This is a genomic window from Streptomyces sp. AM8-1-1, from assembly GCF_032229325.1.
Lineage (GTDB): Bacteria > Actinomycetota > Actinomycetes > Streptomycetales > Streptomycetaceae > Streptomyces > Streptomyces achmelvichensis.
Map to the genome: position 1 here is coordinate 6,904,322 of NZ_CP135086.1, position 24,332 is coordinate 6,928,653.

At 71.6% G+C, this 24,332-nt stretch carries 23 protein-coding genes and 1 riboswitch; of the genes, 16 read left to right on the top strand and 7 right to left on the bottom strand.

All coding sequences use genetic code 11. The features are described 5' to 3' along the window. Window positions 1-22: 22 nt before the first annotated feature. Both RPQ07_RS30870 and RPQ07_RS30875 read right to left on the bottom strand, forming a co-directional pair. Window positions 23-424, bottom strand: coding sequence for an ATP-binding protein (locus RPQ07_RS30870; RefSeq protein ID WP_313947495.1), 402 nt, complete (start codon window positions 422-424; stop codon window positions 23-25). A gap of 46 nt (window positions 425-470) precedes the next feature. Then, window positions 471-1,478 carry a GDSL-type esterase/lipase family protein gene (locus tag RPQ07_RS30875; protein ID WP_313947496.1) on the bottom strand — a complete coding sequence of 336 codons (1,008 nt, stop codon included), beginning with the start codon at window positions 1,476-1,478 and terminating at the stop codon, window positions 471-473. A 304-nt stretch (window positions 1,479-1,782) separates the two neighbouring features. Here RPQ07_RS30875 and RPQ07_RS30880 point away from each other — a divergent pair, with 304 nt between their 5' ends. The 5 genes from RPQ07_RS30880 (at window position 1,783) to RPQ07_RS30900 (ending at window position 7,381) form a co-directional block, all read left to right on the top strand. Continuing rightward, the gene (locus RPQ07_RS30880; protein WP_313949089.1) at window positions 1,783-4,347 is read left to right on the top strand and encodes a nitrate- and nitrite sensing domain-containing protein; all 2,565 of its coding nucleotides are present in this window, start codon (window positions 1,783-1,785) and stop codon (window positions 4,345-4,347) included. Further along, window positions 4,340-4,762 (top strand): roadblock/LC7 domain-containing protein, encoded by a 423-nt coding sequence (locus RPQ07_RS30885; protein WP_313947497.1) that lies wholly within the window; start codon window positions 4,340-4,342, stop codon window positions 4,760-4,762. Before RPQ07_RS30880 ends, RPQ07_RS30885 begins: the two co-directional genes overlap by 8 nt. A 6-nt stretch (window positions 4,763-4,768) precedes the next feature. Further along, complete coding sequence (locus RPQ07_RS30890) at window positions 4,769-5,137, top strand: DUF742 domain-containing protein (protein ID WP_313947498.1); 369 nt, start codon at window positions 4,769-4,771, stop codon at window positions 5,135-5,137. A gap of 311 nt (window positions 5,138-5,448) precedes the next feature. Beyond that, window positions 5,449-6,915, top strand: coding sequence for an amino acid permease (locus RPQ07_RS30895; protein WP_313947499.1), 1,467 nt, complete (start codon window positions 5,449-5,451; stop codon window positions 6,913-6,915). 10 nt (window positions 6,916-6,925) lie between these two features. Next, complete coding sequence (locus tag RPQ07_RS30900) at window positions 6,926-7,381, top strand: Lrp/AsnC family transcriptional regulator (protein ID WP_313947500.1); 456 nt, start codon at window positions 6,926-6,928, stop codon at window positions 7,379-7,381. Window positions 7,382-7,400: 19 nt separating this feature from the next. Here RPQ07_RS30900 and RPQ07_RS30905 read toward each other — a convergent pair whose 3' ends face one another. Beyond that, window positions 7,401-7,964 carry a Repetin gene (locus tag RPQ07_RS30905; protein WP_313947501.1) on the bottom strand — a complete coding sequence of 188 codons (564 nt, stop codon included), beginning with the start codon at window positions 7,962-7,964 and terminating at the stop codon, window positions 7,401-7,403. 326 nt (window positions 7,965-8,290) lie between these two features. Between RPQ07_RS30905 and RPQ07_RS30910 the strand changes: the two genes are divergently transcribed. Then, on the top strand, window positions 8,291-9,118 hold the full coding sequence (locus RPQ07_RS30910; RefSeq protein WP_313947502.1) for a carbon-nitrogen hydrolase family protein: 828 nt from the start codon (window positions 8,291-8,293) through the stop codon (window positions 9,116-9,118). 83 nt (window positions 9,119-9,201) lie between these two features. Next, window positions 9,202-10,893, top strand: coding sequence for an NAD(P)/FAD-dependent oxidoreductase (locus RPQ07_RS30915; RefSeq protein WP_313947503.1), 1,692 nt, complete (start codon window positions 9,202-9,204; stop codon window positions 10,891-10,893). A gap of 23 nt (window positions 10,894-10,916) precedes the next feature. Here RPQ07_RS30915 and RPQ07_RS30920 read toward each other — a convergent pair whose 3' ends face one another. Together RPQ07_RS30920 and RPQ07_RS30925 are read right to left on the bottom strand one after the other, a co-directional pair. Next, window positions 10,917-11,621, bottom strand: a complete 705-nt coding sequence (locus RPQ07_RS30920; RefSeq protein WP_313947504.1) for a DUF5995 family protein — start codon at window positions 11,619-11,621, stop codon at window positions 10,917-10,919. Window positions 11,622-11,700: 79 nt separating this feature from the next. After that, the gene (locus RPQ07_RS30925; protein ID WP_313947505.1) at window positions 11,701-13,098 is read right to left on the bottom strand and encodes a uracil-xanthine permease family protein; all 1,398 of its coding nucleotides are present in this window, start codon (window positions 13,096-13,098) and stop codon (window positions 11,701-11,703) included. A gap of 171 nt (window positions 13,099-13,269) precedes the next feature. Here RPQ07_RS30925 and RPQ07_RS30930 point away from each other — a divergent pair, with 171 nt between their 5' ends. After that, the gene (locus tag RPQ07_RS30930; RefSeq protein WP_313947506.1) at window positions 13,270-14,553 is read left to right on the top strand and encodes an alginate lyase family protein; all 1,284 of its coding nucleotides are present in this window, start codon (window positions 13,270-13,272) and stop codon (window positions 14,551-14,553) included. A 73-nt stretch (window positions 14,554-14,626) separates the two neighbouring features. On the opposite strand, the gene RPQ07_RS30935 is transcribed toward RPQ07_RS30930, so the two are convergent. Beyond that, window positions 14,627-15,841: an MFS transporter gene (locus tag RPQ07_RS30935; RefSeq protein ID WP_313947507.1), complete on the bottom strand. Its 1,215-nt coding sequence runs from the start codon at window positions 15,839-15,841 to the stop codon at window positions 14,627-14,629. Window positions 15,842-15,932: 91 nt separating this feature from the next. On the opposite strand from RPQ07_RS30935, the gene RPQ07_RS30940 reads away from it, so the two are divergent. Further along, the gene (locus RPQ07_RS30940; RefSeq protein WP_313947508.1) at window positions 15,933-17,102 is read left to right on the top strand and encodes an ROK family transcriptional regulator; all 1,170 of its coding nucleotides are present in this window, start codon (window positions 15,933-15,935) and stop codon (window positions 17,100-17,102) included. 532 nt (window positions 17,103-17,634) lie between these two features. Here RPQ07_RS30940 and RPQ07_RS30945 read toward each other — a convergent pair. Beyond that, window positions 17,635-18,384 (bottom strand): SDR family oxidoreductase, encoded by a 750-nt coding sequence (locus RPQ07_RS30945; RefSeq protein WP_313947509.1) that lies wholly within the window; start codon window positions 18,382-18,384, stop codon window positions 17,635-17,637. Between the two features lie 286 nt (window positions 18,385-18,670). Next, window positions 18,671-18,801: riboswitch (FMN riboswitch) on the top strand. A gap of 153 nt (window positions 18,802-18,954) precedes the next feature. Between RPQ07_RS30945 and ribD the strand changes: the two genes are divergently transcribed. From ribD to hisG, 7 genes are all read left to right on the top strand, one after another. After that, window positions 18,955-20,028, top strand: a complete 1,074-nt coding sequence (gene ribD, locus RPQ07_RS30950; protein ID WP_313947510.1) for a bifunctional diaminohydroxyphosphoribosylaminopyrimidine deaminase/5-amino-6-(5-phosphoribosylamino)uracil reductase RibD — start codon at window positions 18,955-18,957, stop codon at window positions 20,026-20,028. Window positions 20,029-20,030: 2 nt separating this feature from the next. After that, window positions 20,031-20,639 carry a riboflavin synthase gene (locus RPQ07_RS30955; RefSeq protein ID WP_313947511.1) on the top strand — a complete coding sequence of 203 codons (609 nt, stop codon included), beginning with the start codon at window positions 20,031-20,033 and terminating at the stop codon, window positions 20,637-20,639. Next, window positions 20,636-21,289, top strand: coding sequence for a nicotinamide mononucleotide transporter family protein (locus tag RPQ07_RS30960; RefSeq protein ID WP_313947512.1), 654 nt, complete (start codon window positions 20,636-20,638; stop codon window positions 21,287-21,289). Before RPQ07_RS30955 ends, RPQ07_RS30960 begins: the two co-directional genes overlap by 4 nt. After that, window positions 21,286-22,575: a bifunctional 3,4-dihydroxy-2-butanone-4-phosphate synthase/GTP cyclohydrolase II gene (locus RPQ07_RS30965; protein ID WP_313947513.1), complete on the top strand. Its 1,290-nt coding sequence runs from the start codon at window positions 21,286-21,288 to the stop codon at window positions 22,573-22,575. Before RPQ07_RS30960 ends, RPQ07_RS30965 begins: the two co-directional genes overlap by 4 nt. 24 nt (window positions 22,576-22,599) lie before the next feature. Continuing rightward, window positions 22,600-23,085, top strand: coding sequence for a 6,7-dimethyl-8-ribityllumazine synthase (gene ribH, locus RPQ07_RS30970; RefSeq protein ID WP_313947514.1), 486 nt, complete (start codon window positions 22,600-22,602; stop codon window positions 23,083-23,085). 71 nt (window positions 23,086-23,156) lie between these two features. Continuing rightward, window positions 23,157-23,429, top strand: a complete 273-nt coding sequence (locus RPQ07_RS30975; protein WP_142215995.1) for a phosphoribosyl-ATP diphosphatase — start codon at window positions 23,157-23,159, stop codon at window positions 23,427-23,429. 50 nt (window positions 23,430-23,479) lie between these two features. Further along, window positions 23,480-24,328 (top strand): ATP phosphoribosyltransferase, encoded by an 849-nt coding sequence (gene hisG / locus RPQ07_RS30980; protein ID WP_313947515.1) that lies wholly within the window; start codon window positions 23,480-23,482, stop codon window positions 24,326-24,328. The last annotated feature ends 4 nt before the right edge of the window (window positions 24,329-24,332 follow it).

Sequence of the window (24,332 nt, forward strand, 5' to 3'; positions counted from 1 at the left end):
GCCCGGCCGTTCCGGCCGCGCGTCAGCAGGCAGGCGCCGTTGCGGGGATCTTCCTCACCCACGTCGCCTGGACGCGCTTGCCGCAGGGCAGGGGGCTGATCTCCACCTGTCCGGCGAGCTGGTGCACCATGTGCCAGCCGAATCCGCCGCTGCCGCTGAAGTCCGGCTCGCGGGACACCGGGATCGCGGGGCTGGAGTCGTCGATCTCGACCACCAGCGTGTCCTGGGCCGCCGCCAGCTGGAGCCGCCACCAGCCGGCCGTGTGCTGCACCGCGTTGCTGACCAGCTCGGACACGACGAGCAGTACGGCGTCCAGGTCGGCCCACGGGCAGTGGCGCGCCAGGAAGTCCGCGGTCGCCCTGCGGGCCCGCGCGCTGTCGCTGGGGAGCGGGGGGTCGGCCACCACCCGCGGTTCAGTGTTCATCGCAGCTCGCGTACCCCGTCCCGGAGCATGTATTTGCGCCTGCACCTCATCCGTTCGGCCGCGCCGAGGGGAGGGCCTCGGCCACCGCGGCCGCCAGCACGGCATGTCCCTCGTCGTCGGGATGCACCCCGTCGGCCAGTTGTCCCGCCCCGAGCAGGTCGCGACCGGGAAGCAGAGCGAGCCAGTCGTCCGCGTCCTGGCCGTCACTGCCCTCCCTGCGGTCCATGACGGCCCGCTCCATGGCCGTCCGCAGATCCGCGAGCGTGGCACCCAGCCGGTTCGGGGTGTTCTCCGCTCCGGGGCGCAGGACGGGGGAGACCACCAGGAGGGGCGTGCGGGGGTGGCCCTGTCGTACGAGGGTGAGGAAGGTGCGGACCGTCTCGTACATCAGCGGCGCCGAACAGGGGGTGCTGGACCAGCAGTTGGTGCCGAAGGCGAGAGTGATGGCATCCGCGTCCAGCGACGCGAGCTGTTCCGCGAGGGCCGGCTCGCCGTGTGCGCACCCCGCGTATCCCAGGTTCACGGTGTCCAGGCCCAGCCGCCGGCCGGCCGTGGCGGGCCAGGAGTGGGCGGGACGGGTGGACCACCAGCCCTCGGTGATGGAGTCCCCGTGCACGAGCCAGCGGGGCTGCCGTGGGGCGGGCGCGATCGAGCCGCCGACCGCGCGCAGCCCGAGGATCTCGGGTGCCACGGACTCGGGCGGATGCACGGTGAAGGGCGCGGCCGAGCTGCCCGGCAGCGCCAGGGTGACCACCGACTCGGCGGCGGGCTCGGTGATCGTCTCCGATACGCAGCGGCCGTCCTGCCACAGCGCGAAGCAGTGCGGGAGCTCCCGCAGGGCATCGCTCTCGCCCGGCGGGGAGGCGCGATAGCGGATCTCGACCGCGGCGGCGTCCTCGGCCGTGAACTCCAGGCGCACGCCGATGGGCAGGGTGGCCCGCTCCCAGGCATCCCAGGGCAGCCGGCCCGCGTCCGCGGGGTCCGCACGCACCGGCCGTCCTCGGTCCAGCCAGGCCACTCCGCGCAGGAACGGATGAGGATCGAGCCAGGTCACCGGGGCCTCCAGAGGTCGGGTTGCGGGTCGCGGAGCGGTGCTTGCGCACCGCGCAACGGCCTGACGGGGGGTCAGAAAATACCGTTCCTACTGAACGGCCGGTTACCCCCAGGAACGTTGCGTTGCGCATGCTGCGTCGCGTAACTTGACTGCCCCCTACTCGGGGGTAATCACCGCTGTTCAGTAGCTCTCTTGCTCAGGGGAGACCATGCGCCGGCGACTTCGCCGCCCCACGATCCGGGGACGGATCGTGACACTGACGGTCATACCCGTCATTGCTCTGATGTCCTTGTGGACCTTTGCCATGGTCTCCGTGACCGGTGATCTCCGCGCGCTCATACGGCTCCAGAGCATGTACGAGAGCTTCGGTACGCCGGTCGACACCGCCGTCGGGCAGATCCAGATCGAACGGCGGCTCTCCGCCGCGTACTTGGGGGCGGGGCCGCAGGGCGGCGCTGCCGCCGTCGCCGGTCTGACCCAGCAGCAGCGCTCCACCGACCGGGCCGTGCGCGCGATGCGCGAGGCGATCGGCGACCGGGAGCGGCGGGAGGACCTCTCCGCACGTCAGCGCGAGTCCCTGGACGCGATGGCGGACGCGGCCGACGGTCTGGATGCGCTGCGCGAGAAGGTCGTGGGCCGGACGATCTCCTGGGACCGCGCGATCGAGGAGTACACGACGATGGTGGAACCCACCTTCGACGTGCAGTCCACGCTCACCGCGCTTCAGGCCGGCCAACTCGCCCGCGAGGCGCAGGTCGTCGTCGAACTCGTGCGGGTGCGGGAGTTCGTCTCCCGGCAGGACGCACTGGTGGCGGGCGCGCACGCCGCCGGGCGGCTGAGCGACGCGCAGTACGACACCCTCACCGCCACGATCGAGGACCGCCGGGTCTTCCACCGCACCTATGTCCCCGACCTCCCGGCCGACTCCCGGCAGCTCTTCGCCGGCTTCGAGCGCAGCGATGTCTACCGGGCCCTGGTCGCCCAGGAGGACACACTGCTGCGGGCCGGTCCCGCGGGTGCCGGCGAGGCGATGGCCGGTGACTCCTGGCGCGACACGACGGACCGCGCGGTCCAGCGGTACATGCTGCTGTGCACCGACGCGGCGATCAACGCGTCCGACCGGGGCCGCGCCTTCGCCTACCACGAGATGATCAAGGCGGCGGTCGTCGGTGTGGCGGGACTGGCCGCGGTCGGTCTGTCGATCTGGTTCTCGGTGGCCAGCGGCCGCCGCATCTCCCGCCGGCTGGAAGAACTGCGCGACGCCGCGGACCTGTTGGCCACCCGCCAGCTGCCCGACGTGATGGAGCGGCTCGCCGCGGGCGAGGAGGTCGACGCGGCAGCCGCCGCTCCACCCCTCGACTTCGGCGACCCGAAGCGAGGCCCGGACGAGATCGACGAGATCGACCAGGTGGGCCAGGCACTCAACGCCGCACGGCTGGCCGCCGTCGAGGCCGCCGTCAAGCAGTCCACGCTGCGCCGGGGCATCTTCGCCGTCCTGCTCAACATCGCCCGCCGCAACCAGGCCCTCGTGCACCGTCAGTCGAAGCTCGTCGACACCCTGGAGCGCCGCACCAGCGACCCCGACACACTCGACGACCTGTTCCGCATCGACCATCTGACCACCCGGATGCGCCGGCACGCGGAGGGCCTGATCATTCTCTCCGGCGCCGCCCCCGGCCGTCGGTGGCGCCGGCCGGTGCCGGTCGTCGACATCGTGTCCGCGGCCGTCGGCGAGATCGAGGACTACGCCCGTGTCGTCGTACCGCCCATGCCCGCGGTCGGCATCACGGCCGATGCCGTGGCGGACGTGGTGCACCTGGTCGCCGAACTCGTCGAGAACGCCGCCGTCTACTCCCCGCCGCACACGCAGGTCACCATGCGCACCGGACGCGTCGGCAACGGCTTCGCGCTGGAGATCGACGACCGCGGACTCGGCATGGACCAGGCCGCGCTGGAAGAGGCCCAGCGGACGCTGGCCCGGCCCGGCGACTTCGATCCGGCGCAGGACGACCGCCTCGGGCTGTACGTCGTCGGCCGCCTGGCGGAACGGCACGGCATCGGTGTCACCCTCACCCGCTCCCCGTACGGCGGCACGACGGCGGTGGTCTTCCTGCCCACCGCGGTCCTCGCCGCCGTCGAGCAGCCGGCCAAGGCCGCCGCGGAGCGGGAGAGCGCGCCGCCGCCCCGGCCCCGGGCCGTACGGGCCGAGGCCTTGCGGCGCACGCTCGAACGCGTGCCCCTGGTGCACGACCGCGCCACGGATGCCCCGGCACCCGCGCCGGAGCGGACGACGGCGACGACGGGATCCGGGGCGAGGCCGGTGGCGGTACCGGACGGGTCCGGCGCTGCCGCGGGGGAGACGGCGCCGGTGATGGACGGGTCCGGTCCTGCCGCCGAGATGAGCGCGCCCGCGTCGGACGGGTCTGGTCCTGCCGCCGTGCTGAGCGCACCGGTGACGGACGGGTCTGGTCCTGCCGCTGAGATGAGCGTGCCCGCGACGGACGGGACCGTCACGGCCGCCGAGAAGGTGGCTCCTGCGTCGGACGGGACCACCCCGTCCGGCACCAGGCCCGCGTCCGTACCGGACCCGACCGGCGGGCCGAGCGGGACGGCGGTCCCCGCGACGCCGCTGCACGGGCTTCCCACCCGCGTGCGCCAGGCCTCCCTCGCGCCTCCGCTGCGTGACGCGGCGCCGCCCGCCGCCGGGGGCCCCGACCGCGAGGTGTCCGCCGAGGAGATGCGCTCGATCTTCGGATCCTTCCAGCGAGGGCTGGACCGCGGCCGCCGCGGCGACAGCGTCGGACCCGAGTCGCCGAGCACCGCACCGCAAGCCCGCACGAACGATGAAGGGACCGACGACGATGGCTGACGAAGGCACGGGAGAAAGCGCCGGTCTGGGCTGGCTCCTCGACGACCTGGTGGCCAGGACCGGTCATGTGCAGCAGGCGGTGCTCCTCACGGCGGACGGGCTGGTCGGCAGCGCGTCCCGGGGCATGGTCAGGCGGGACATCGAGCATCTGTCCGCCGTCTGCGCGGGCTTCCACAGCCTGGCGAAGGAGGCGGGCGACCGGTTCGCGGCGGGCAGCGTACGGCAGACGATGGTGATGCTCGACAACGCCTTCCTCTTCATCACCCCGGCCGGTGACGGCAGCCGGCTTGCCGTCCTCTCCGACATCGAGACGGACGTCGGTCAGCTGGCCCACGAAATGGCACTGCTGGTCCGGCGCGTGGGACGGCACATGGCCGTGCCCACGCGCTCGGCCCCCGAGGACACCGGCACCTGAGTCCTCGTGAGCGACCACTGGTACGAGGACGAGTCCGGTCCCCTCGTACGGCCCTACACCGTCACCCGAGGCCGGACCCGGCCCGCGTCCGAGCAGAACATCGACCTGATGTCCCAGGTCACGGCCCTGGACCCGGAGGGCGTCGACCTGCCGCTCGACCACGCCCGCAGCGCGCTGCTGGAGCTGGTGCGGCGCGGGCCGCGGCCGGTCGCCGAGATCGCCGCCGACGCCGATCTGCCGCTGACCGTGGTCCGTGTGCTGCTCGCCGACCTCGCCGAGGCCGGTCTCGTCAGGATCTCCGAGCCGGTGACACCGCGGAACCTGCACGACCCCGTGCTGCTGCGGGAGATCGCCGCCAGACTGCGGGAGTTGTGACGCCCGCGTTCACCGCGGGGTGCGGCACGTTTCACCGGATCGCCCTTCCCGCGTTCCGCGCCGCGGCGAGGCCCACGGTCGGCGGAGCGCAATGTTTCCCCATACTCTCCGTCATCGCGCAATGATCGTCCGCCGATGCGCAACGACAGTGCATTTCCGGTTCCGAGCGCGGGCTCATAGGCTCATCCCCCGTACCAGGAGTGGCGGTGACCGTCTGCTCGGCGGTCTCCCCTCATGCGGACCCCTCCGTCATGTCCGTGGATCGTCGCAGGTCACCCGTCGCGATCCGCAGCGATGAAGGAGCACCCGCAGTGCTGGACCACGGCGCAGCCCCACCCTCGACCGAGCCACCGCAGGGCGGGCGCCCCGGCGCCGGCGCCCGGCTGATGCGGCGCAAGCCCGTCGAGCGCCTGGTTGCCGAGAGTGGCCAGGGCGAGGGTGGATCGCTGCGCCGGTCGCTCTCCATGTGGCAGCTGACCATGATCAGCATCGGCGCCACGCTGGGCACGGGCATCTTCGTCGTCCTCGGCGAGGCCGTCCCCGAAGCGGGACCGGCCGTCACTGTCTCGTTCGTGATAGCCGGCCTCACCGCACTGTTCTCGGCACTCTCCTACGCCGAACTCGCCGGCACGATCCCCGTCTCCGGTTCCTCCTACTCGTACACCTACGCCACCCTCGGCGAACTCATCGCCTGGGTCTGCGGCTGGTGTCTGATCCTCGAGTACGGGGTGTCGGTGGCCGCGGTGGCCGTCGGCTGGGGCGAGTACCTCAACGAACTGCTCGACGGCACGATCGGCGTGACCATTCCGGACGTGCTGTCCGCTCCGCCGGGCGACGGCGGCCTGTTCAATCTGCCCGCCCTCATCGTCGTGCTCCTGGCGATGGTCTTCCTGCTCGGCGGTGCCCGCGAGAGCGCCCGCGCCAACACGATCATGGTCGTCGTGAAGATCGCCGCCCTGGTGCTCTTCTGCGCCGTCGGGGTCCAGGGCTTCCGGGCCGGCAACTACGAGAACTTCATGCCGCTGGGCATGGCGGGCGTCAGCGCCGCCGGCGCCTCGCTGTTCTTCTCCTACATCGGCTTCGACGCCGCGTCGACGGCCGGCGAGGAGGCGAAGAACCCGCAGCGCGACCTGCCGCGCGCGATCATGCTCTCGCTGCTCATCGTCACGGCCCTGTACGTGCTGGTCGCGGCCGTCGCCGTGGGCGCCCGGCCGTGGAAGGGCTTCGGCGAGTCGGAGGCCGCGCTCGCCGGCATCATGCGCGATGTGACCGGCCAGACGTTCTGGGCCGTCCTGCTCGCCGCCGGTGCCGTGATCGCCATCGCCAGCGTCGTCCTCACGGTGCTCTACGGACAGACCCGCATCCTGTTCGCGATGTCCCGCGACGGCCTTGTCCCCAAGGTCTTCTCCAAGGTCGACCGCAAGAGCGGCGTGCCCCGCGCGAACACCGTGATCGTCTCGGTGTTCTGCGGAGTGCTGGCGGCCGCCGTCCCGCTGGGCCAGCTCGCCGACGCGACCAGCATCGGCACGCTCTTCGCGTTCGCCCTGGTCAATGTGGCGGTCGTGGTGCTGCGCCGGACGCGCCCGGACATGGACCGCACGTTCCGGGTCCCGCTCTCGCCGCTGTTCCCGGTGGCGGGCTTCGCCTTCTGCGTCTGGATGATGTTCAGCCTCCCGGCCGTCACCTGGGCGGTCTTCGGAGTCTGGATGGCGGTCGGCCTCGTGTTCTACTTCGGTTACGGCATGCGCCGCTCCCGACTGGCCACCGCAGAGAAGTGACCCATTCGTAGTGCGACTCAACGATCTCGACGAACGCATCGTCCACGCTCTGGCGGAGGACGCCCGCCGCTCCTACGCCGACATCGGCGCCATGGTGGGCCTGTCCGCTCCCGCCGTGAAGCGGCGTGTGGACCGGCTGCGCGACGTGGGGGCCATCACCGGCTTCACCGTACGGGTGGACCCGGCGGCCCTCGGCTGGGAGACCGAGGGGTTCATCGAGATCTACTGCAGCCGCAACACCTCGCCCGAGGCCATCGAGCGTGGGCTGAAGCGGTACCCGGAGATCGCGTCCGCCTCCACCGTCACGGGGGACGCGGACGCGATCGTGCAGGTCTTCGCGGCCGACATGCGCCACTTCGAGCGGGTGCTGGAGCGGATCGCGGGCGAGCCCTTCGTGGAGCGCACCAAGTCGGTTCTGGTGCTGTCGCCGCTGCTGCGGCGCTACTCGTCGGGCTCACCCGCCTGACACGCCGGGTCCCGATGCGTCAGAGCTTGGGGTTCCAGGGCACCACCCGGAAGTCGCCCGAGCCCCCCTTCACCTTCTCGAAGGGCGCGGAGCCCACGCATCGGGGCAGGTCCTTGGTCTCCACCGGGCTGCCCTGGGCGGCCCAGCTGTAGCCGAGCCGGTCCCGCCCTCCGACGTCGTGGACGGTGATGCCGACCCGGGTGCCCTTGGCCCCCTCCAGGTCGGTGTCGGTGATGACGCCGCTGACCACGGCCACCTTGCCGCCGGTGACCAGGCAGTCGACCCTGGCCTTCGCCCAGGCGCCCTCGCCGTTCAGATAGTGGCTCCAGCTGAAGGTGCCGGTGGCCTTGAGCGGGTCGTCGGTGTCCTTCGCCGCCAGATGCGCGTCGAAGGTGAAGGTGATGTCGTCGCCGAGCGAGCGGTACAGCTTCGCGGAGCCGGTGAGGGCGGCGGCCTCCCGCTGCCCGCCGCCCCGCGCGTCGGCGTCGCCCGACGCCACGGCGGACCCGGTGGCCCCGGCGGTGATCAGCAGGGCCGCACCGATCGCGGCGACCTTCGCAGGGAAGTGGACAGGAGCCTTCATGATGGTCCTTTCGGCAGGTGAACCGGACGACGACCACTCTTCCGGCGGCCCTCCCGACGCACATCGCGCCCGAGACGGTGCCCGGCTCCGCCGTCCGGGCGGGGCAGCGCGACGCGCCGTACGACCGCAGCCGTAGACGCATCAGCGGCCGGTCTCGCCCCACCCCCGGATGTCGCAGGTCACAGGGCGCAACGAATCGCCGCTCCATGGACTGTCGGCGCAATGGATCGCTCATCAGCGCGCAACGGTCGCGCCTTGTCCCGGCCGGTGCCCGGCCCGTACCGTTTTGACGTCTCCTCCACCCCGCACTCCGTCCGAGGTCAGCCATGCCGCCGCTGCGCACCGCACTGCTCCAGAGTTCCGGCCGACCGGGCTCGGTCGCCGAGAATCTGAAGGCGCTCGACGAGGCCGCCGCGCACGCCGCGGCCACCGGCGCCCGCCTGCTGGTGTGCCCGGAGCTGTTCCTGACCGGATACGCGATCGGGGACGAGCTGCCCGTGCTGGCGGAGCCCGCAGACGGCCCCGGTGCCACGGCCGTCGCCGAGATCGCCGTCCGCCACGGCATCGCGGTCGTGTACGGATACCCCGAGCGGGACGGCGCCGCGTCCGGCGACCGGACCGGAGGCCCGGGCCGGATCTTCAACTCCGCCCAGCTGATCGGCCCCGACGGCGACCGCCTGGCGAACTACCGCAAGACCCACCTCTTCGGCTGCTTCGAGCAGCAGTGGTTCACCCCCGGCGACCAGCCCGTCGTCCAGGCCGAGCTCGACGGCATCACGATCGGCATGCTGATCTGCTACGACGTGGAGTTCCCGGAGAACGTCCGCGCGCACGCCCTCGCCGGCACCGACCTCCTGCTGGTGCCCACCGCACAGATGCACCCCTTCCAGTTCGTCGCCGAGTCGCTCGTACCGGTGCGGGCCTTCGAGAACCAGATGTACATCGCGTACGTCAACAGGACGGGCCCCGAGGGGGAGTTCGAGTTCGTCGGGCTCAGCTGTCTCGCCGGCCCCGACGGCGCCGCCCGGGCCCGCGCGGGCCGCGGCGAAGAACTCGTGGTCGGCGAGGTGGATCCCGCCTTCCTGAGTGCGTCGCGCGAGGCCAATCCGTATCTCCGGGACCGCCGCCCGGGCCTGTACACCTCGCTGAACTGAGCCGCGGCGCTCCCCACGCCACGACGATCCGGGCCCGCCCGGCCTTCCCCGCCCCACCTTTTTGCGCAAGGAGTCCGTACCCCATGACGTCCACGGTGCCCACCGCTGTCCAGCACACCGACGCTCAGCCGCCGATCACCATGTTCGGTCCGGACTTCCCGTACGCGTACGACGACTTCCTCGCCCACCCCGCCGGCCTCGGCCAGATACCCGCGACCGAGCACGGCACCGAGGTCGCCGTCATCGGCGGCGGGCTCTCCGGCATCGTCGCCGCCTACGAGCTCATGAAGATGGGCCTGAAGCCCGTCGTCTACGAGGCGGACCGGATCGGCGGCCGGCTGCGCACCGTCGGCTTCGACGGCTGCGACCCGGAGCTGACCGCCGAGATGGGCGCCATGCGCTTCCCGCCGTCCTCGACGGCCCTCCAGCACTACATCGACCTGGTGGGACTGGTCACCGAACCGTTCCCGAACCCGCTGTCCGAGGCGACCCCCTCGACCGTGGTCGACCTCAAGGGCGAGTCCCACTACGCCGAGACCATCGACGATCTGCCGCAGGTCTACCGCGATGTGGCCGCCGCGTGGAACGCCTGCCTGGAGGAGGGCGCCGACTTCTCCGACATGAACCGCGCCATGCGGGAGCGCGACGTGCCCCGCATCCGGGAGATCTGGGCGAAGCTCGTCGAGAAGCTCGACAACCAGACCTTCTACGGGTTCCTGTGCGACTCGGAGGCCTTCAAGTCCTTCCGGCACCGCGAGATCTTCGGGCAGGTCGGATTCGGCACCGGCGGCTGGGACACCGACTTCCCCAACTCCATCCTGGAGATCCTCCGCGTCGTCTACACCGAGGCGGACGACCACCACCGCGGGATCGTCGGCGGTTCGCAGCAACTGCCGGTGCGCCTGTGGGAGCGCGAGCCGCAGAAGATCGTGCACTGGCCGCTGGGCACCTCGCTCGCCTCGCTGCACGACGGCGAGCCCCGTCCGGCCGTGACCCGGCTCAACCGCACGGCGGGCAACCGCATCACGGTCACCGACGCGTCCGGCGACATCCGCACCTTCCAGGCGGCGATCTTCACCGCTCAGTCCTGGCTGCTGCTCTCCAAGATCGACTGCGACGACTCGCTCTTCCCCATCGACCACTGGACGGCGATGGAGCGCACCCACTACATGGAGTCGTCCAAGCTCTTCGTCCCCGTCGACCGGCCGTTCTGGCTCGACAAGGACGAGACGACCGGCCGCGACACGATGTCGATGACGCTGACCGACCGGATGACGCGCGGCACCTATCTGCTGGACAACGGCCCCGACAAGCCGGCCGTCATCTGCCTCTCCTACACCTGGTGCGACGACAGCCTGAAGTGGCTGCCGCTGTCGGCGAACGAGCGCATGGAGGTCATGCTCAAGTCGCTCGGCGAGATCTACCCGAACGTCGACATCCGCAGCCACGTCATCGGCAACCCCGTCACCGTGTCCTGGGAGAACGAGCCGTACTTCATGGGCGCGTTCAAGGCGAACCTGCCCGGCCACTACCGCTACCAGCGGCGGCTGTTCACCCACTTCATGCAGGACTCGCTGCCCGCCGACAAGCGCGGCATCTTCCTCGCCGGTGACGACATCTCGTGGACCGCGGGATGGGCGGAGGGCGCCGTGCAGACCGCGCTGAACGCGGTGTGGGGTGTGATGGCGCATCTCGGCGGCGCGACCGACGCGACCAACCCGGGCCCCGGCGACGTGTTCGACGAGATCGCTCCCGTCGAGCTGCCGGAGGACTGACCGCCCGGATCCGGGCCCGCCGGTCAGGACCAGGGCGTCAGCAGGCAGCGCCCGACCAGGCCGACGCCCGTGTCCAGCCGTTCGGTGAACTCGTCGGCCAGCTCCGGCAGGGACCGTACGCCCCACAGCAGCCGGGCCGCGGACCAGGCGCCGTCGCGCGCCCGGTCCAGGCTCCACGCGCCCAGCAGATGGGTGAGCGGATCCGCGATCTCCAGCAGATCGGGGCCCGGCATCAGGTCCTCCCTGATGCGCTCCTCCAGGAGCGTGAGGATGTCGCCGACCCGGTCGAACTCGCCCTCCAGATCGGCCGGTTCGCAGTCGAGCACCCGGCAGCTGTCGACGACGGCGAGCGCCAGGTCGTGCCCGATGTGGGCGTTGATCCCGGCGAGGGCGAACTGCACCGGGTGGATGCCGGGGTGGCGCCGGTACTGGAACAGCGGCCGCCAGCACGCCGGCGGCCTCTCGCCCACCGCGGCCGCGTCCACGACCGCCAGATAGCGCCGGGCGAAGAGCACGTCCAGCGTGGCGGCGGCCCGCCGGTCGGGGAAGTCGCCCGCCGCGATGCGCCGGTCGATCTCCTTGGTGACGGTCAGATAGACGCGGTTGAAGACCGCGACCCCGTCCGTCGCGGGCCAGATCGAGCGGAACGAAACCATCCGCTCCACCACGGAGTCGACCGGGGACGGGCGGCGGCCGGCCGGCGGTGCGAGCAGTTCCCTCTGCGCCATACCGGAAGCGTCCCAGCCGCCGGCCCACGGACGCGGTGACCGGCCGGGACTTCCCCGAAACGAGGGAATACGCGGGCGGCTACGGCTGCTCGCCCGGGTGCTTGTCGGCCTCGTCGTACGTGGAGGTGCCCGAGTCCAGCAGGGGCTCCTGCTGCTTGAGATGGGCGGGGGCGAAGGCCCGCAGCAGGTGGTAGCCGGCGATGACCACGATGGTGCCGAGGGCGATGCCGCTGAGCTCGAAGGTGTCGGTGATCTTCAGGCTGACGCCGCCGACGCCGATGATGATGCCCGCCGCCGCCGGTACGAGGTTCAGCGGATTGCGCATGTCCACCTTGGCGTTGATCCAGATCTGGGCGCCGAGCAGACCGATCATGCCGTAGAGGATCACGGTGATCCCGCCGAGGACGCCGCCGGGGATGGCGGCCACCACCGCGCCGAACTTCGGGCAGAGCCCGAAGAGCAGGGCGAAGCAGGCCGCGGCCCAGTAGGCGGCGGTCGAGTAGACGCGGGTGGCCGCCATGACGCCGATGTTCTCGGAGTACGTCGTGTTCGGCGGGCCGCCGACGGCCGTCGACAGCATGGAGGCCGCGCCGTCCGCCGCGATCGCGGTGCCGAGCTTGTCGTCGAGCGGCTCGCGGATCATCTCGCCGACTGCCTTGACGTGTCCGGCGTTCTCGGCGATCAGCGCGATGACGACCGGCAGGGCGACCAGGATCGCCGACCACTCGAAGCTCGGTGCGTGGAAGGACGGGAGGCCGATCCAGTCGGCCCGGCCCACGCCCGACAGGTCGAGCCGCCAGTGGTCGACGGCTTCGGCGCCGCCGGCGGGGGAGTGGATCCTGCCGAAGATCCGGTCGAGGGCGAAGGACAGCACATAGCCGAAGACGAGGCCCAGGAAGATGGCGATCCGGGAGAAGAAGCCACGCAGGCACACCACGGCCAGCGCGGTGAACAGCATCGTCAGCAGGGCCGTCCACTGGTCCTGCGGCCAGTACGTCGTGGCGGTCACCGGCGCCAGGTTGAAGCCGATGAGCATGACGACAGCGCCGGTCACGATCGGCGGCATCACGGTGTGGATGATGTGCGCCCCGAAGCGCTGCACGGCGAGGCCCGCGAGGAAGAGGGCCACGCCGACGACGAAGACCGCGCCGGTCACGGTGGCGCTGTCGCCGCCCGAGGCCCGGATGGTGGCGGCCACGCCCACGAAGGAGAGCGAACAGCCCAGGTAACTGGGCACCTTCCCGCGGGTCGCCAGCAGGAAGATCGCCGTCGCGATGCCGGACATCATGATGGCGAGGTTGGGGTCGAGCCCCATCAGGATCGGGGAGACGAAGGACGCCCCGAACATGGCCACCACATGCTGGGCGCCGAGCCCCGCGGTGCGCGGCCAGGAGAGCCGCTCGTCGGGGCGTACGACGGCGCCCGGAGCGGGAGTCCGCCCGTCGCCGTGCAGGGTCCAGCGCACGCCGAGATTCACGGGCCGCTCCACTTCCACAGTCGTTCGATGATCGGCGCAATCGTAGTGGCCGATCAACGCCGCAGTCCCATCCGTGAATCGTGCGCGCGGCATTGTCACCCGTACCTGGTGGCCCTACGCTCGCACGGTCCCGTTCATGAATCTCGTTCACATATCTGATGGGAGCGCTTGATGACCGGAAGACCCCGACGCCGCTGGGCAGTTGTGCTCACCGCCCTCGCCGGCTGCGTCGCCGTCCTCGTACCGACCGCGTCCTCCCAGGCCGCCACCACCGGCTCCCACCGGGTGCCGAGGACGGCGGTCATCGACGGCAAGCGCCTGGAGGAGGCCAGAAAGCGGCTGGAGCGCGGTGATCCGGCACTGCGCCGGGCCGCCAGGGATCTGACCGTCCGCGCGGACGGCTGGCTCGGCCAGGGGCCCTGGACCGTGGTGGACAAGCCCAAGCCCGCCCCGAGCGGCGATGTCCACGACTATCTGAGCCAGGCGCCCTACTGGTGGCCCTCGCAGCCCAAGACCCCCGAGAATCCGTGGGGTTGCCCCTACGTCCAGCGGGACGGGGAACGCAATCCCGAGGTCGACACCGGCACCGACCGCCCCGACATCGGCAAGGTCGTCAACTCCACCACCACGCTCAGCCTCGCCTGGTACTACACCGGCGAGAGGAAGTACGCCGAGCACGCCTCGAAGATCCTGCGCACTTGGTTCGTGGACCCGGCCACCCGGATGAACCCCCATCTGAACCATGGGCAGTTCATCCCCTGCAAGTACGACGGCCGGGCGATCGGCATCATCGACTTCTCGCAGATGTACACCAGCGTGCTGGACGCCATCGCGATCCTCGACACCGGAGCTCCCGGCTGGTCCGGGAAGGACCGCTCCGGTATGCGCGCCTGGAACACCGCGTTCCTGGACTGGCTGGTCAACAGCCCGTTCGGCAAGGAGGAGGCGGCGGCCAAGAACAACCACGGCACCTTCCACGACATGCAGGTCGCCGCTCTCGCCGTCGCGACGGGGGACAAGGCGCTCGCCCGCAGGACCGTCCTCGACGCGCGCGCCAAGCGCATCGATCCGCAGATAGCCGCCGACGGGAGCCAGCCGCAGGAGCTCGCCCGCACCCGCAGCTGGCACTACTCGACCTTCGACCTGGTCGCGTACACCCGCCTCGCGGACATCGGCGAGCAGGTCGGCGTCGACCTGTGGGCCTACCGAGGACCGCAGGGGCAGAGCCTGTTCAAGGCCGTCGACTATCTGCTGCCCGCGGCGACCGGCGCGTCCCCGTGGCCGCATCCGGAGCTCGAGTTCTACCGGTACGCGGCGACCGACGTCGTGCACGCGGCGGCCGACGCGGGTGACCGCCGGGCCAAGGCGGCCGTCCCCCGGCTCCAGGCACCTCCCGGCGGAGATCTCTGGGCGCTGCGGCCCGCTGCCGAACAGCTCGACTCGATCGCCGGCTGACCGAGGCCGGGAAGCGGAAGGACCCGGCGCGCGCGGAGCCCGCCGGGCGCCATGAACGGCTCAGGGCCGGGCCTCAGGTCCGGGGCTCGGATACGGCCCGGTCCTGAGTCCCCGCCTTGGCCTGCTCCCGCCCGGCCGACCGCAGCACACCGGCCCCCAGGGTCAGTCCGAACGCCAGGGCCGTCACCAGGGAGAAGGAGACCACCAGGCTGGTGGCGTCGGCGACCGCGCCGATCGCCGAGGGTGCGATCAGGCCTGAGGTGTAGGTGATGGTCGCGACGCCCGCGATGGCCTGGCTGGGATTCGGGCCGCTGCGTCCGGCCGCCGCGAAGGCGAGCGGGACGACGACGGCGACACCCAGTCCGATGAATCCGAAGCCGGTCATCGTCAGCGCCGGATGCGGTGCGAGGACGACGGTGAGCCCGCCCGCCGTCGCGAGGACTCCGCCCCAGCGCACCGTGCGCACGGGGCCGAAACGGTCCACGATCCGGTCGCCGGCGAGCCGGGCGACCGCCATCGTCAGGGCGAAGGCCGTGGTCGAGGCGGCCGCGAGACCCGGTGACGTGTCCATCACGTCCCGCAGATAGACCGCCGACCAGTCCAGGCTCGCGCCCTCCGCGAAGACCGCGCAGAAGCCGATCGCCCCGATGACGACCGCTGATGTGGGCGGCAGGGCGAAGCGCGGCGGGGGCTCCTCGTCGGGCGCGCTGCGCAGATCCAGTACGCCCTGGCAGGCGATCAGTCCGAGCGCGGTCAGGGTCAGCGCCGCCAGGGCGTGATGCAGGCGGGCGTCGCTGCCCAGATGGGCCGCGAGGGTGCCGCCGGCGGATCCGATCAGAGCGCCCGCGCTCCACATGCCGTGCAGTCCGGACATGATCGAGCGGTCGAGCCGGTTCTCGATCTCCACGCCGAGGGCGTTCATCGCCACGTCGGACATGCCCGCCGTCGCACCGAACACGAAAAGCGCCGCGCACAGACCGAGCAGGTTGGGTGCCAGAGCCGGGAGTGTCAGGGCGAGCGTCCACAGGGCGAGCAGTCCGCGCAGCGCGTTGCGCGCACCGAAGCGGTGGCTGACCGCGCCGGCGAGGGGCATCGCGACGGACGCGCCGAGGGCGGGGAAGGCGAGGGCCAGGCCCAGCTGACCCGCGCTGACCGCGGCATGGTCCTGGATCCAGGGGATCCGGGTGGCGAAGCTGCCGGTGACCGCGCCGTGCACACAGAAGACCGCGGCGACGGCGAACCGAGCCCGCCGCAACTGCCGCTGCCCGTAGGCCGCTTCCTCCGCCATGATTCTGCTCCTCCCCGCGGTTGGTTCGCGTAAACTATCAGGAACCCTGCCTGATAAATAGTGGCCGGATCAGATCTGGAAGGATCCAGGCATGCCCGCATCCCCCAGTACCGCCCGGGCCATCAACGACCGGGTCGCCCTTCAACTGCTCCAGCGCGAGGGCCCGTTGACGGCAGGGCAGCTCAAGGCCATGACCGGTCTGTCCCGGCCGACCGTCGCCGACCTGGTGGAACGGCTCCAGGGCTCCGGCCTGATCCAGGTCGTCGGAGAGTCGGGGGAGCAGCGGCGCGGGCCCAATGCCCGGGTGTACGGGATCGTCGCCGACCGCGCGCACCTCGCCGCCCTCGACGTCCGTACCCAAGGGGTGACCCTCGTCGTCGCCGATCTGCTGGGTGTCACCCTCGCCGAGGCGTCCCTGCCCATCGGCGACGACACCGGTACCGAGCCCGCCGTCGAGCGGGCGGTCGCCCTCCTGGAACGGACCGTGCGCGAGGCCGGCGCGGCCCGGCTGCACAGCGTCGGCATCGGGGCGCCCGGCCTCATCGACCCGATGAGCGGCGAACTGCGCGACACCTCCGGGCTGCCCGCCTGGCACCGCCGCCTGGTCTCCGCGCTCCAGGAGCGGCTGCCGGCCCGAGTCGTGGTGGAGAACGAGACCAATCTCGCCGCGCTCGCCGAACAGCGGGCCGGCGCCGCGCGCGACCGCGACACCTTTGTCTACCTGTGGCTCGGGCACGGCGTCGGCGCCGCGCTCTTCCTGGACGGCAGGCTCCGCCGCGGAGCGTCGGGCGGCGCGGGCGAGATCGGCTTCCTCCCGGTGCCGGGCACGGCCGGGCTGCCGTCGGCGAACGACTGCGACGGCGGCTTCCACTCGCTGGCGGGCTCCGCCGCGATCTGTGAACTCGCCGGGAAGTACGGCATCGAGGCCGCTCCGGCGCCCGGTCCGGCGGCGGCCGCGCTGGTCGCCGAGGCGGTGGCCTCGGGCCACGCCGGTTTCCTCGACACACTGGCCCACCGCCTCTCGCTCGGCGCGGCCGCGGTGGCCTCGGTCCTCGACCCGGGCTGCGTCGTCCTGGGCGGCGAGGTCGGCCGGGCGGGCGGTGAGGAGCTCGCCGCCAGGGTCGAGGCCAAGCTGGCGGCGCTGACTCCGCTGCCGACCCAGGTGCGTGCGGGTGATCTCGGCGGCGACGCGGTGCTGCACGGTGCGCTGCTGACGGCCCGGGAGGCGGCCCAGGACGAGCTGTTCGCACCGGGGGCGTGAGCTCGCAGGCGCGGGGTGCGGGGTGCGGGGTGCGGGGTCCTGGGTGCGCGGGCGCGGGTGGCGGGCCGCGGGCCGCCGGTTCCGGTTGCTCGGCACGGAGGCGCGGGCCCGGCGGTACCAAGGTGCTCCTTGCGAAGGCGCGGGCCCGGCGATGCGGGGGCGCTTGGCGCAGTCCTGCGGTGCCTGCGTGTTCGGCGTGTGAGGCGAGGGTCTGGCGATATCGGGGGGCTCGGCGGAGTTCCTGCGGTGCCTGCGTGCTCGGCGTGCGAGGCCGGGGCGCTTGGCGCAGTCCCCGCGATGCCTGCCGTTCAGCTTGCGCGTCGCCGGTCGGCGGACCGGGGTGCTGAGCACGAGGATGCGTTCCCGGCGGACCGCGGTGCTGAGCACGAGGATGCGTTCCCGGCCTTACCGGGGTGCTCGACGCCCGGTGCTCAGCGCAGCCCCGCGGTACGGGGACGCTCGGCGCGAGGAAGCAAGCCCGGCGGCACCGGGGCGCTCAGCGCGAAACGCGCGCCCGGCGGTGCCAGAGCGCTCAGTTCTTCCGTCGCGCCAGGAACTCCTCGAACGTGACCCGCCCCACGGCCCGTTCCGGTGCCAGATGGCCGCCCGCGCGGAAGCCCGCGTACGCCTTGCCCACGAGCCGTACCGGCATGATTCCGCGGCGGCGCCCGGTCGCCCGGAGGTAGCTGCGCGCCAGGTCGGCAAGCGGCCGGATCTGCGGGCCGCCCATGTCGGCGACCCGGCCGGCAGGTGGTCCGAGGGCCAACTCGGCCAGCCGGTCGGCCACTTCACCCGCGTCGACCGGCTGGACGCGCACACCCGACGGCAGCGGCAGTACCGGAAGCCTGGACGCGCCGGCCAGCAGGCGCAGCACCAGCTCGTGGAACTGGGTCGTGCGCAGCACCGTCCACCCCGGGCCGCCGGACGCGCCCGACTGTTCGATCAGTCGCTCGGTCTCGCGCTTCACCCCGTAGTAGCCGAGCGGAACCCGGTCCACGCCGACGATGGAGATGTGGACCAGATGTCCGACCCCGGCCCGCCGGGCGGCCTCGGTCAGCCTGGCGGTCGACCGGTCGTCGCCCCCGCGCGGGCTCGTGGCGCAGTGGACGATCGCGTCGACTCCCTCGACGGCCGCGTCGAGGCCCGTACCGTCACGCAGATCCACGGCGTACGGGTGCGCATGGCGGCTGAGGACGCGGACATCGTGCCCGCCGCGGCGCAGACGCGCGCTCACCAGAGTGCCCAGAGTTCCCGTGCCGCCCGTCACCAGGATCGAGGTCATGGCGCCCTGCCAGGTCCGGCAGAAGCCCGACGGCGGCAAGGGCCGGGACTCCGCCGCCGGGCAGTCCACACCCCCCCCCGCGCGCATGCCGAGGTGCGCCAGAGACTAAAAGGACTAGACCAGTCCGTCAATAGGTCTGAACCAATCGTGGCCCGCGGGGTGTTCGCCTCACGGCCGGCCGTGCGCTCGCCCTCTTGTGCGGCATGTCTAGACTTGTGAGTCAGCACACATCTGTTCACTCGCATGGCCCACGCCCAGGCGTGGCAGAATTGCCCTGTATCAGCAGCAGCGCACTCCGGGGTCGGTGAAATTCCGAACCGGCGGTTACAGTCCGCGACCCGTCCGCATCCAGCGGACGGTTGACCAGGTGAAATTCCTGGACCGACGGTTAAAGTCCGGATGGGAGGCAGTGCGCGGCGGGCGGCCCTACGCGGCATGCCGGCCGTAGTGGCTGGTTGTTTCACGACAACCGGCGTGCTCGGCCCAGGCGCAGCCGTACGGTGACGTCCCGCTTCTCTGTCGTTCGTCGACAGGCCCCGGAGTCCGTGCCCGAAGAGGCAGGAGGACCCGGTGGCCACCGCAGCCGACATCACCGCCATGCGCCGAGCGATCACGCTCGCCGCCCGCGGACTCGGCTCCACCAGCCCCAACCCGGTCGTCGGGTGTGTCATCACCGATGCATCCGGCCGGATCGTCGGCGAGGGCTACCACCAGCGCGCCGGCGGCCCGCACGCCGAGGTCCACGCCCTGCGCGACGCGGGCGACCGGGCCCGTGGGGGCACCGCGTACGTCACCCTCGAACCCTGCAACCACACCGGTCGCACCGGCCCCTGTTCGCAGGCACTCGTCGACGCCGGGATCGGCCGCGTCGTCTACGCCGTCGCCGACCCCAACCCGCAGGCCACCGGCGGCGGTGACACCCTGCGCGCCGCCGGCATCCCGGCGGAGGCCGGCCTGCTGGCCGAGGAGGCCGCGGCGGGCAACACCGCCTGGCTCACCGCCATGCGCCGGGGCCGCCCCTTCGTCCGGTGGAAGTACGCCGCCACCCTGGACGGCCGTATCGCCGCCGCCGACGGCACCAGCCGCTGGATCACCTCGCCCGAGGCCCGCGCCGACGTCCACCGGCTGCGCGCCGAGGCCGACGCGGTCGTGGTCGGCTCCGGCACCGCCCGCGCGGACGACCCGCACCTCGCGGTCCGCGGGATCGAGAGCGCCACCCAGCCCCTGCGCGTCGTCCTCGACACCGAGGCCACCGTGGTGAAGCCCGGCGCCCGGGTCCTCGACGACGCCGCGCCCACCCTGGTCGCGGTCGCCGACGACGCGACCACCGATCTCCCCGATGTCGTACGGCTGCCGAGGGCCGGGCGCGGGCTGTCCGTGCCGGCCCTGCTGGCGGCGCTGCACGAACGCGGCGTCCGTTCCGTACTGCTCGAAGGCGGGCCGACCCTCGCGGGCGCCTTCGTCGCCGAAGGAGCGGTCGACCAAGTCGTCGGCTATCTCGCCCCCGTCCTCCTCGGTGCGGGCCCCGCGGCCCTCGCCGACGCCGGAATCTCCACTCTCCCCGAGGCGTTGCGCCTCGACGTGACGGAAGCCGTCCGTATCGGCCCCGATCTGCGTATCACTGCCACACCGAAGGAGCGCTGAGCGTGTTCACCGGAATCGTCGAAGAACTGGGTGAGGTCACCGCCGTCGAGAACCTCGGCGACTCCTCGCGTTTCCGACTGCGCGGACCCGTCGTCACCGACGGCGCCAAGCACGGCGACTCGATCGCCGTCAACGGCGTCTGCCTCACCGTGGTCGACACCGCCGACGGCGAGTTCACGGCCGACGTCATGGCCGAGACACTCGACCGCTCCAGCCTCGGCGCGCTCCAGGCCGGTTCCCGCGTCAACCTCGAACGGCCCATGGCCGTCGGCGGGCGGCTCGGCGGGCACATCGTCCAGGGACATGTCGACAACGTCGGCACGGTCCTGGAGCGCAAGCCCTCCGAGAACTGGGAGATCGTCAAGATCTCGCTCCCCGCCGACCTCACGCGCTACGTCGTCGAGAAGGGCTCCATCACGGTCGACGGCGTCAGCCTCACCGTCGTCGACGCCGGACCCGACTACTTCACGATCAGCCTCATTCCCACCACCCTCGCGCTGACCACGCTCGGCATCAAGCAGAGCGGCGACCCGGTCAACCTCGAGGTCGACGTCATCGCCAAGTACGTCGAGCGGCTGCTCGGCGCCGGTACCGAGGAGACAGCCCGGTGAGCGCTCTGTCCTGGCTCAACGCCGAGGCCTTCACGGCCTTCGACCAGCACATCCTGTGGTCGGACATGATCGGGAACTGCGTCGGGCTGCTCGCGCTCGCGCTCGGCTGGCGGCGCTCCATCTGGACCTGGCCGGCCCAGTTCGCCTCCGGTGTCATCCTCGTCGCGGCGTACGCCTCCGCCCAGCTCAGCGGCGGCGTCGGCAAGCAGCTCCTCGTGATCGGTGTGGCGCTGTGGGGCTGGCAGCAGTGGCGCCGCGGCCGGGAGCAGGCCCAGGACGGGTCCATCGCCGTCCGGTTCGCCACCTGGAAGGAGCGCGGCCTCCTCGCGGGCGGTGCCCTCGTCGGCACACTCGCCGTGGGCGGGCTGTTCACCCTCTACCCGTCGCTGTCGTGGAGCCCGTGGGCCGACGCGTACATCTTCGTCGGCACGCTCGTCGCGATGGTCGCCCAGGCCCGTGGGCTGGTCGAGTTCTGGTTCGCCTGGCTGCTCGTCGACCTCGTCGGCGTCCCGCTGGCCTTCAACAGCGGCCTGGCCTTCTCCGGCCTGGTCTACGTGGTCTACTTCGCGCTCGTCCTGTGGGGCATGCGCGACTGGTGGCTGCGCTCCCGTGGGAGCGTCAAGCCCGCTCTGGAAGGAGCAGCAGCATGACGGCACAGCCCACCTGGTACTCCACCGACAACGTCGAGGACTTCGCCCTCGACCCGGTGGAGCAGGCCATCCGTGACATCGCCGCCGGACGCCCCGTCGTGGTGGTCGACGACGAGGACCGCGAGAACGAGGGAGACCTCGTCATCGCCGCCGAGAAGGCCACCCCCGAGATCGTCGCCTTCATGATGAGCGAGTGCCGCGGCCTGATCTGCGCGCCGATGGAGAGCGACGAACTGGAGCGGCTGGAGCTGCCCCAGATGGTGGAGCACAACACCGAGTCCATGCAGACGGCGTTCACCGTCTCCGTCGACGCGAGCTCCGCCCACGGCGTCACCACCGGTATCTCGGCCGCCGACCGCGCCACCACGCTCCAGCTGCTGGCCGGCGGCCGGGCCGAAGCCTCCGACTTCGTGCGCCCCGGCCATGTCTTCCCGCTGCGGGCCAAGTCCGGCGGCGTCCTGGTCCGCAACGGTCACACCGAGGCCGCCGTCGACCTCGCCCGGCTCGCCGGTCTGCGCCCCGCCGGGGCGATCGTCGAGATCGCCGGCGAGGACGGGGTGATGCTGCGGCTGCCCGAGCTGATCCCGTTCGCCCGCAAGCACGGTCTGACGATCATCTCCATCGAGGACCTGATCGCCTACCGGCGCTCCGCCGAGCCGACGGTCAAGCGCGAGGCCGCGGTCAACCTGCCCACCTCCTTCGGGCAGTTCACCGCCTACGGCTACCGCTCCACTGTCGACGGCATCGAGCACGTCGCGCTCGTCCACGGCGACATCGGCGACGGCGAGGACGTCCTCGTGCGCGTCCACTCCGAGTGCCTGACCGGCGACATCTTCCACTCGCTGCGCTGCGACTGCGGCCCCCAGCTCCAGGAGTCCATGGAGCACATCACCAAGAACGGCCGGGGCGTCGTCGTCTATCTCCGCGGCCACGAGGGCCGCGGCATCGGCCTGCTGTCCAAGCTGCGGGCGTACGAACTCCAGGAGCGCGGCCGCGACACGCTCGACGCCAACCTCGAACTGGGGCTGCCCGCGGACGCCCGCGACTACGCGGCCGGCGCCCAGATCCTCGAGGACCTCGGTGTCCGCAGCCTGCGGCTGATGACCAACAATCCCGACAAGATCAGCGCGCTGGTCCGGCACGGTCTCACCGTGCACGGCCGCGAGCCCATGCCCGTCCACGCGGGTGAGCACAACCTCCGGTATCTGCGCACCAAGCGGGACCGGATGGGACACGACCTGCCCCGGCTCGACGCCACCGGCGCGTCCGCCTGCGGCAACCAGTAAAGCCAGTAAGCGTCAAGGAGAGACATGAGCGGCAAGGGTGCACCCGAACTGTCCGTACGCAACTGCGGCGACCTGCGGGTCGCGGTGATCGCGGCGCAGTGGCACGAGAAGGTGATGGACGGGCTGGTCGACGGCGCTCTGCGCGCACTGCACGAGCTGGGCATCGACGAGCCGACACTGCTGCGCGTCCCCGGCAGCTTCGAGCTTCCCGTGGTCGCCAAGGTGCTGGCCGGCCGCGGCTACGACGCGATCGTCGCGCTCGGCGTCGTCATCCGCGGTGGTACACCGCACTTCGAGTATGTGTGCCAGGGCGTCACCCAGGGCCTCACCCAGGTGTCGATCGACACCGGTGTCCCGATCGGATTCGGCGTACTGACCTGTGACAACGAGGAGCAGGCGCTGGACCGGGCCGGGATCGAGGGCTCGCACGAGGACAAGGGGCACGAGGCCGTGACCGCCGCCGTGGCCACCGCGGCCACGCTGCGGACCGTCAGCGAACCCTGGCGCTGAGCGTCCGGCCGGCACCCGTCGGCCGAGGCGCTGCGTGTCCGCCTTTCCGCACCCCTTACTCTGAGACCATCATGGCGAACAAAACCTTCGAAGAGCTCTTCGCCGAGCTGCAGCTCAAGGCGAAGAACGGCGACCCGGCCACCTCCCGTACTGCCGAACTGGTGGACAAGGGTGTGCATGCCATCGGCAAGAAGGTCGTCGAGGAAGCCGCCGAGGTGTGGATGGCCGCCGAGTACGAGGGCAAGGAAGCCGCCGCCGAGGAGATCTCGCAGCTGCTGTACCACGTCCAGGTGATGATGGTCGCGCGCGGGATCTCGCTCGACGACGTCTACGCCCACCTCTGAGCACACCCGTCAACGCAGAACACTCCCTACGCACGAAGGAAGCCCGACTCATGCTGCGCATCGCCGTCCCCAACAAGGGTTCACTGTCCGGACCTGCGTCGGCGATGCTCCATGAGGCCGGCTACCAGCAGCGCAAGGAGTCCAAGGAGCTCGTGCTCGTCGACCCCGAGAACGAGGTCGAGTTCTTCTATCTGCGGCCGCGCGACATCGCGATCTATGTGAGCTCCGGCCGGCTCGACATCGGCATCACGGGCCGCGACCTGCTGCTGGACTCCGGCGCCAGCGCCGAGGAGATCCTCCAGCTCGGTTTCGCCCGCTCCACCTTCCGCTACGCCACCAAGCCCGGCACCGCGTCCGGGGTCGGCGAGTTCGGCGGCATGACGGTCGCCACCTCCTACGAGGGCATCGTCGCCAAGCACCTCGCCGAGCACGGCATCGACGCCTCCGTCGTCCACCTCGACGGAGCGGTCGAGACGGCGATCGAGCTCGGTGTGGCCCAGGTCATCGCCGACGTCGTGGAGACCGGGACCTCGCTGCGCAACGCGGGCCTCGAAGTCATCGGCGAGCCGATCATGACCTCCGAGGCGGTCGTCATCCGGCGCACCGGCGCGGAGACCGACGACCCGAAGGTGCAGCAGTTCCTGCGCCGCCTCCAGGGCGTCCTGGTCGCGCGGAGCTACGTGATGATGGACTACGACTGCCGGGTCGAGCACCTGGAGCAGGCCGTGGCCCTCACCCCGGGCCTCGAGTCCCCGACCATCTCGCCGCTGCACCACGAGGGCTGGGTCGCCGTGCGCTCCATGGTCGCCGCCAAGGAGGCGCAGCGGATCATGGACGATCTCTACGACCTCGGCGCCCGCGCCATCCTCACCACCGCCATTCACGCCTGCCGGCTCTGAGGAT

Coding starts and splice junctions, on each gene's coding strand:
- RPQ07_RS30870 (WP_313947495.1), bottom strand. CDS start 424: ATGAACACTGAACCGCGGGTGGTGGCCGACCCCCCGCTCCCCAGCGAC.
- RPQ07_RS30880 (WP_313949089.1), top strand. CDS start 1,783: ATGGTCTCCGTGACCGGTGATCTCCGCGCGCTCATACGGCTCCAGAGC.
- RPQ07_RS30885 (WP_313947497.1), top strand. CDS start 4,340: ATGGCTGACGAAGGCACGGGAGAAAGCGCCGGTCTGGGCTGGCTCCTC.
- RPQ07_RS30905 (WP_313947501.1), bottom strand. CDS start 7,964: ATGAAGGCTCCTGTCCACTTCCCTGCGAAGGTCGCCGCGATCGGTGCG.
- RPQ07_RS30910 (WP_313947502.1), top strand. CDS start 8,291: ATGCCGCCGCTGCGCACCGCACTGCTCCAGAGTTCCGGCCGACCGGGC.
- RPQ07_RS30915 (WP_313947503.1), top strand. CDS start 9,202: ATGACGTCCACGGTGCCCACCGCTGTCCAGCACACCGACGCTCAGCCG.
- RPQ07_RS30920 (WP_313947504.1), bottom strand. CDS start 11,621: ATGGCGCAGAGGGAACTGCTCGCACCGCCGGCCGGCCGCCGCCCGTCC.
- RPQ07_RS30930 (WP_313947506.1), top strand. CDS start 13,270: ATGACCGGAAGACCCCGACGCCGCTGGGCAGTTGTGCTCACCGCCCTC.
- RPQ07_RS30935 (WP_313947507.1), bottom strand. CDS start 15,841: ATGGCGGAGGAAGCGGCCTACGGGCAGCGGCAGTTGCGGCGGGCTCGG.
- RPQ07_RS30940 (WP_313947508.1), top strand. CDS start 15,933: ATGCCCGCATCCCCCAGTACCGCCCGGGCCATCAACGACCGGGTCGCC.
- RPQ07_RS30945 (WP_313947509.1), bottom strand. CDS start 18,384: ATGACCTCGATCCTGGTGACGGGCGGCACGGGAACTCTGGGCACTCTG.
- RPQ07_RS30965 (WP_313947513.1), top strand. CDS start 21,286: ATGACGGCACAGCCCACCTGGTACTCCACCGACAACGTCGAGGACTTC.
- ribH (WP_313947514.1), top strand. CDS start 22,600: ATGAGCGGCAAGGGTGCACCCGAACTGTCCGTACGCAACTGCGGCGAC.
- RPQ07_RS30975 (WP_142215995.1), top strand. CDS start 23,157: ATGGCGAACAAAACCTTCGAAGAGCTCTTCGCCGAGCTGCAGCTCAAG.
- hisG (WP_313947515.1), top strand. CDS start 23,480: ATGCTGCGCATCGCCGTCCCCAACAAGGGTTCACTGTCCGGACCTGCG.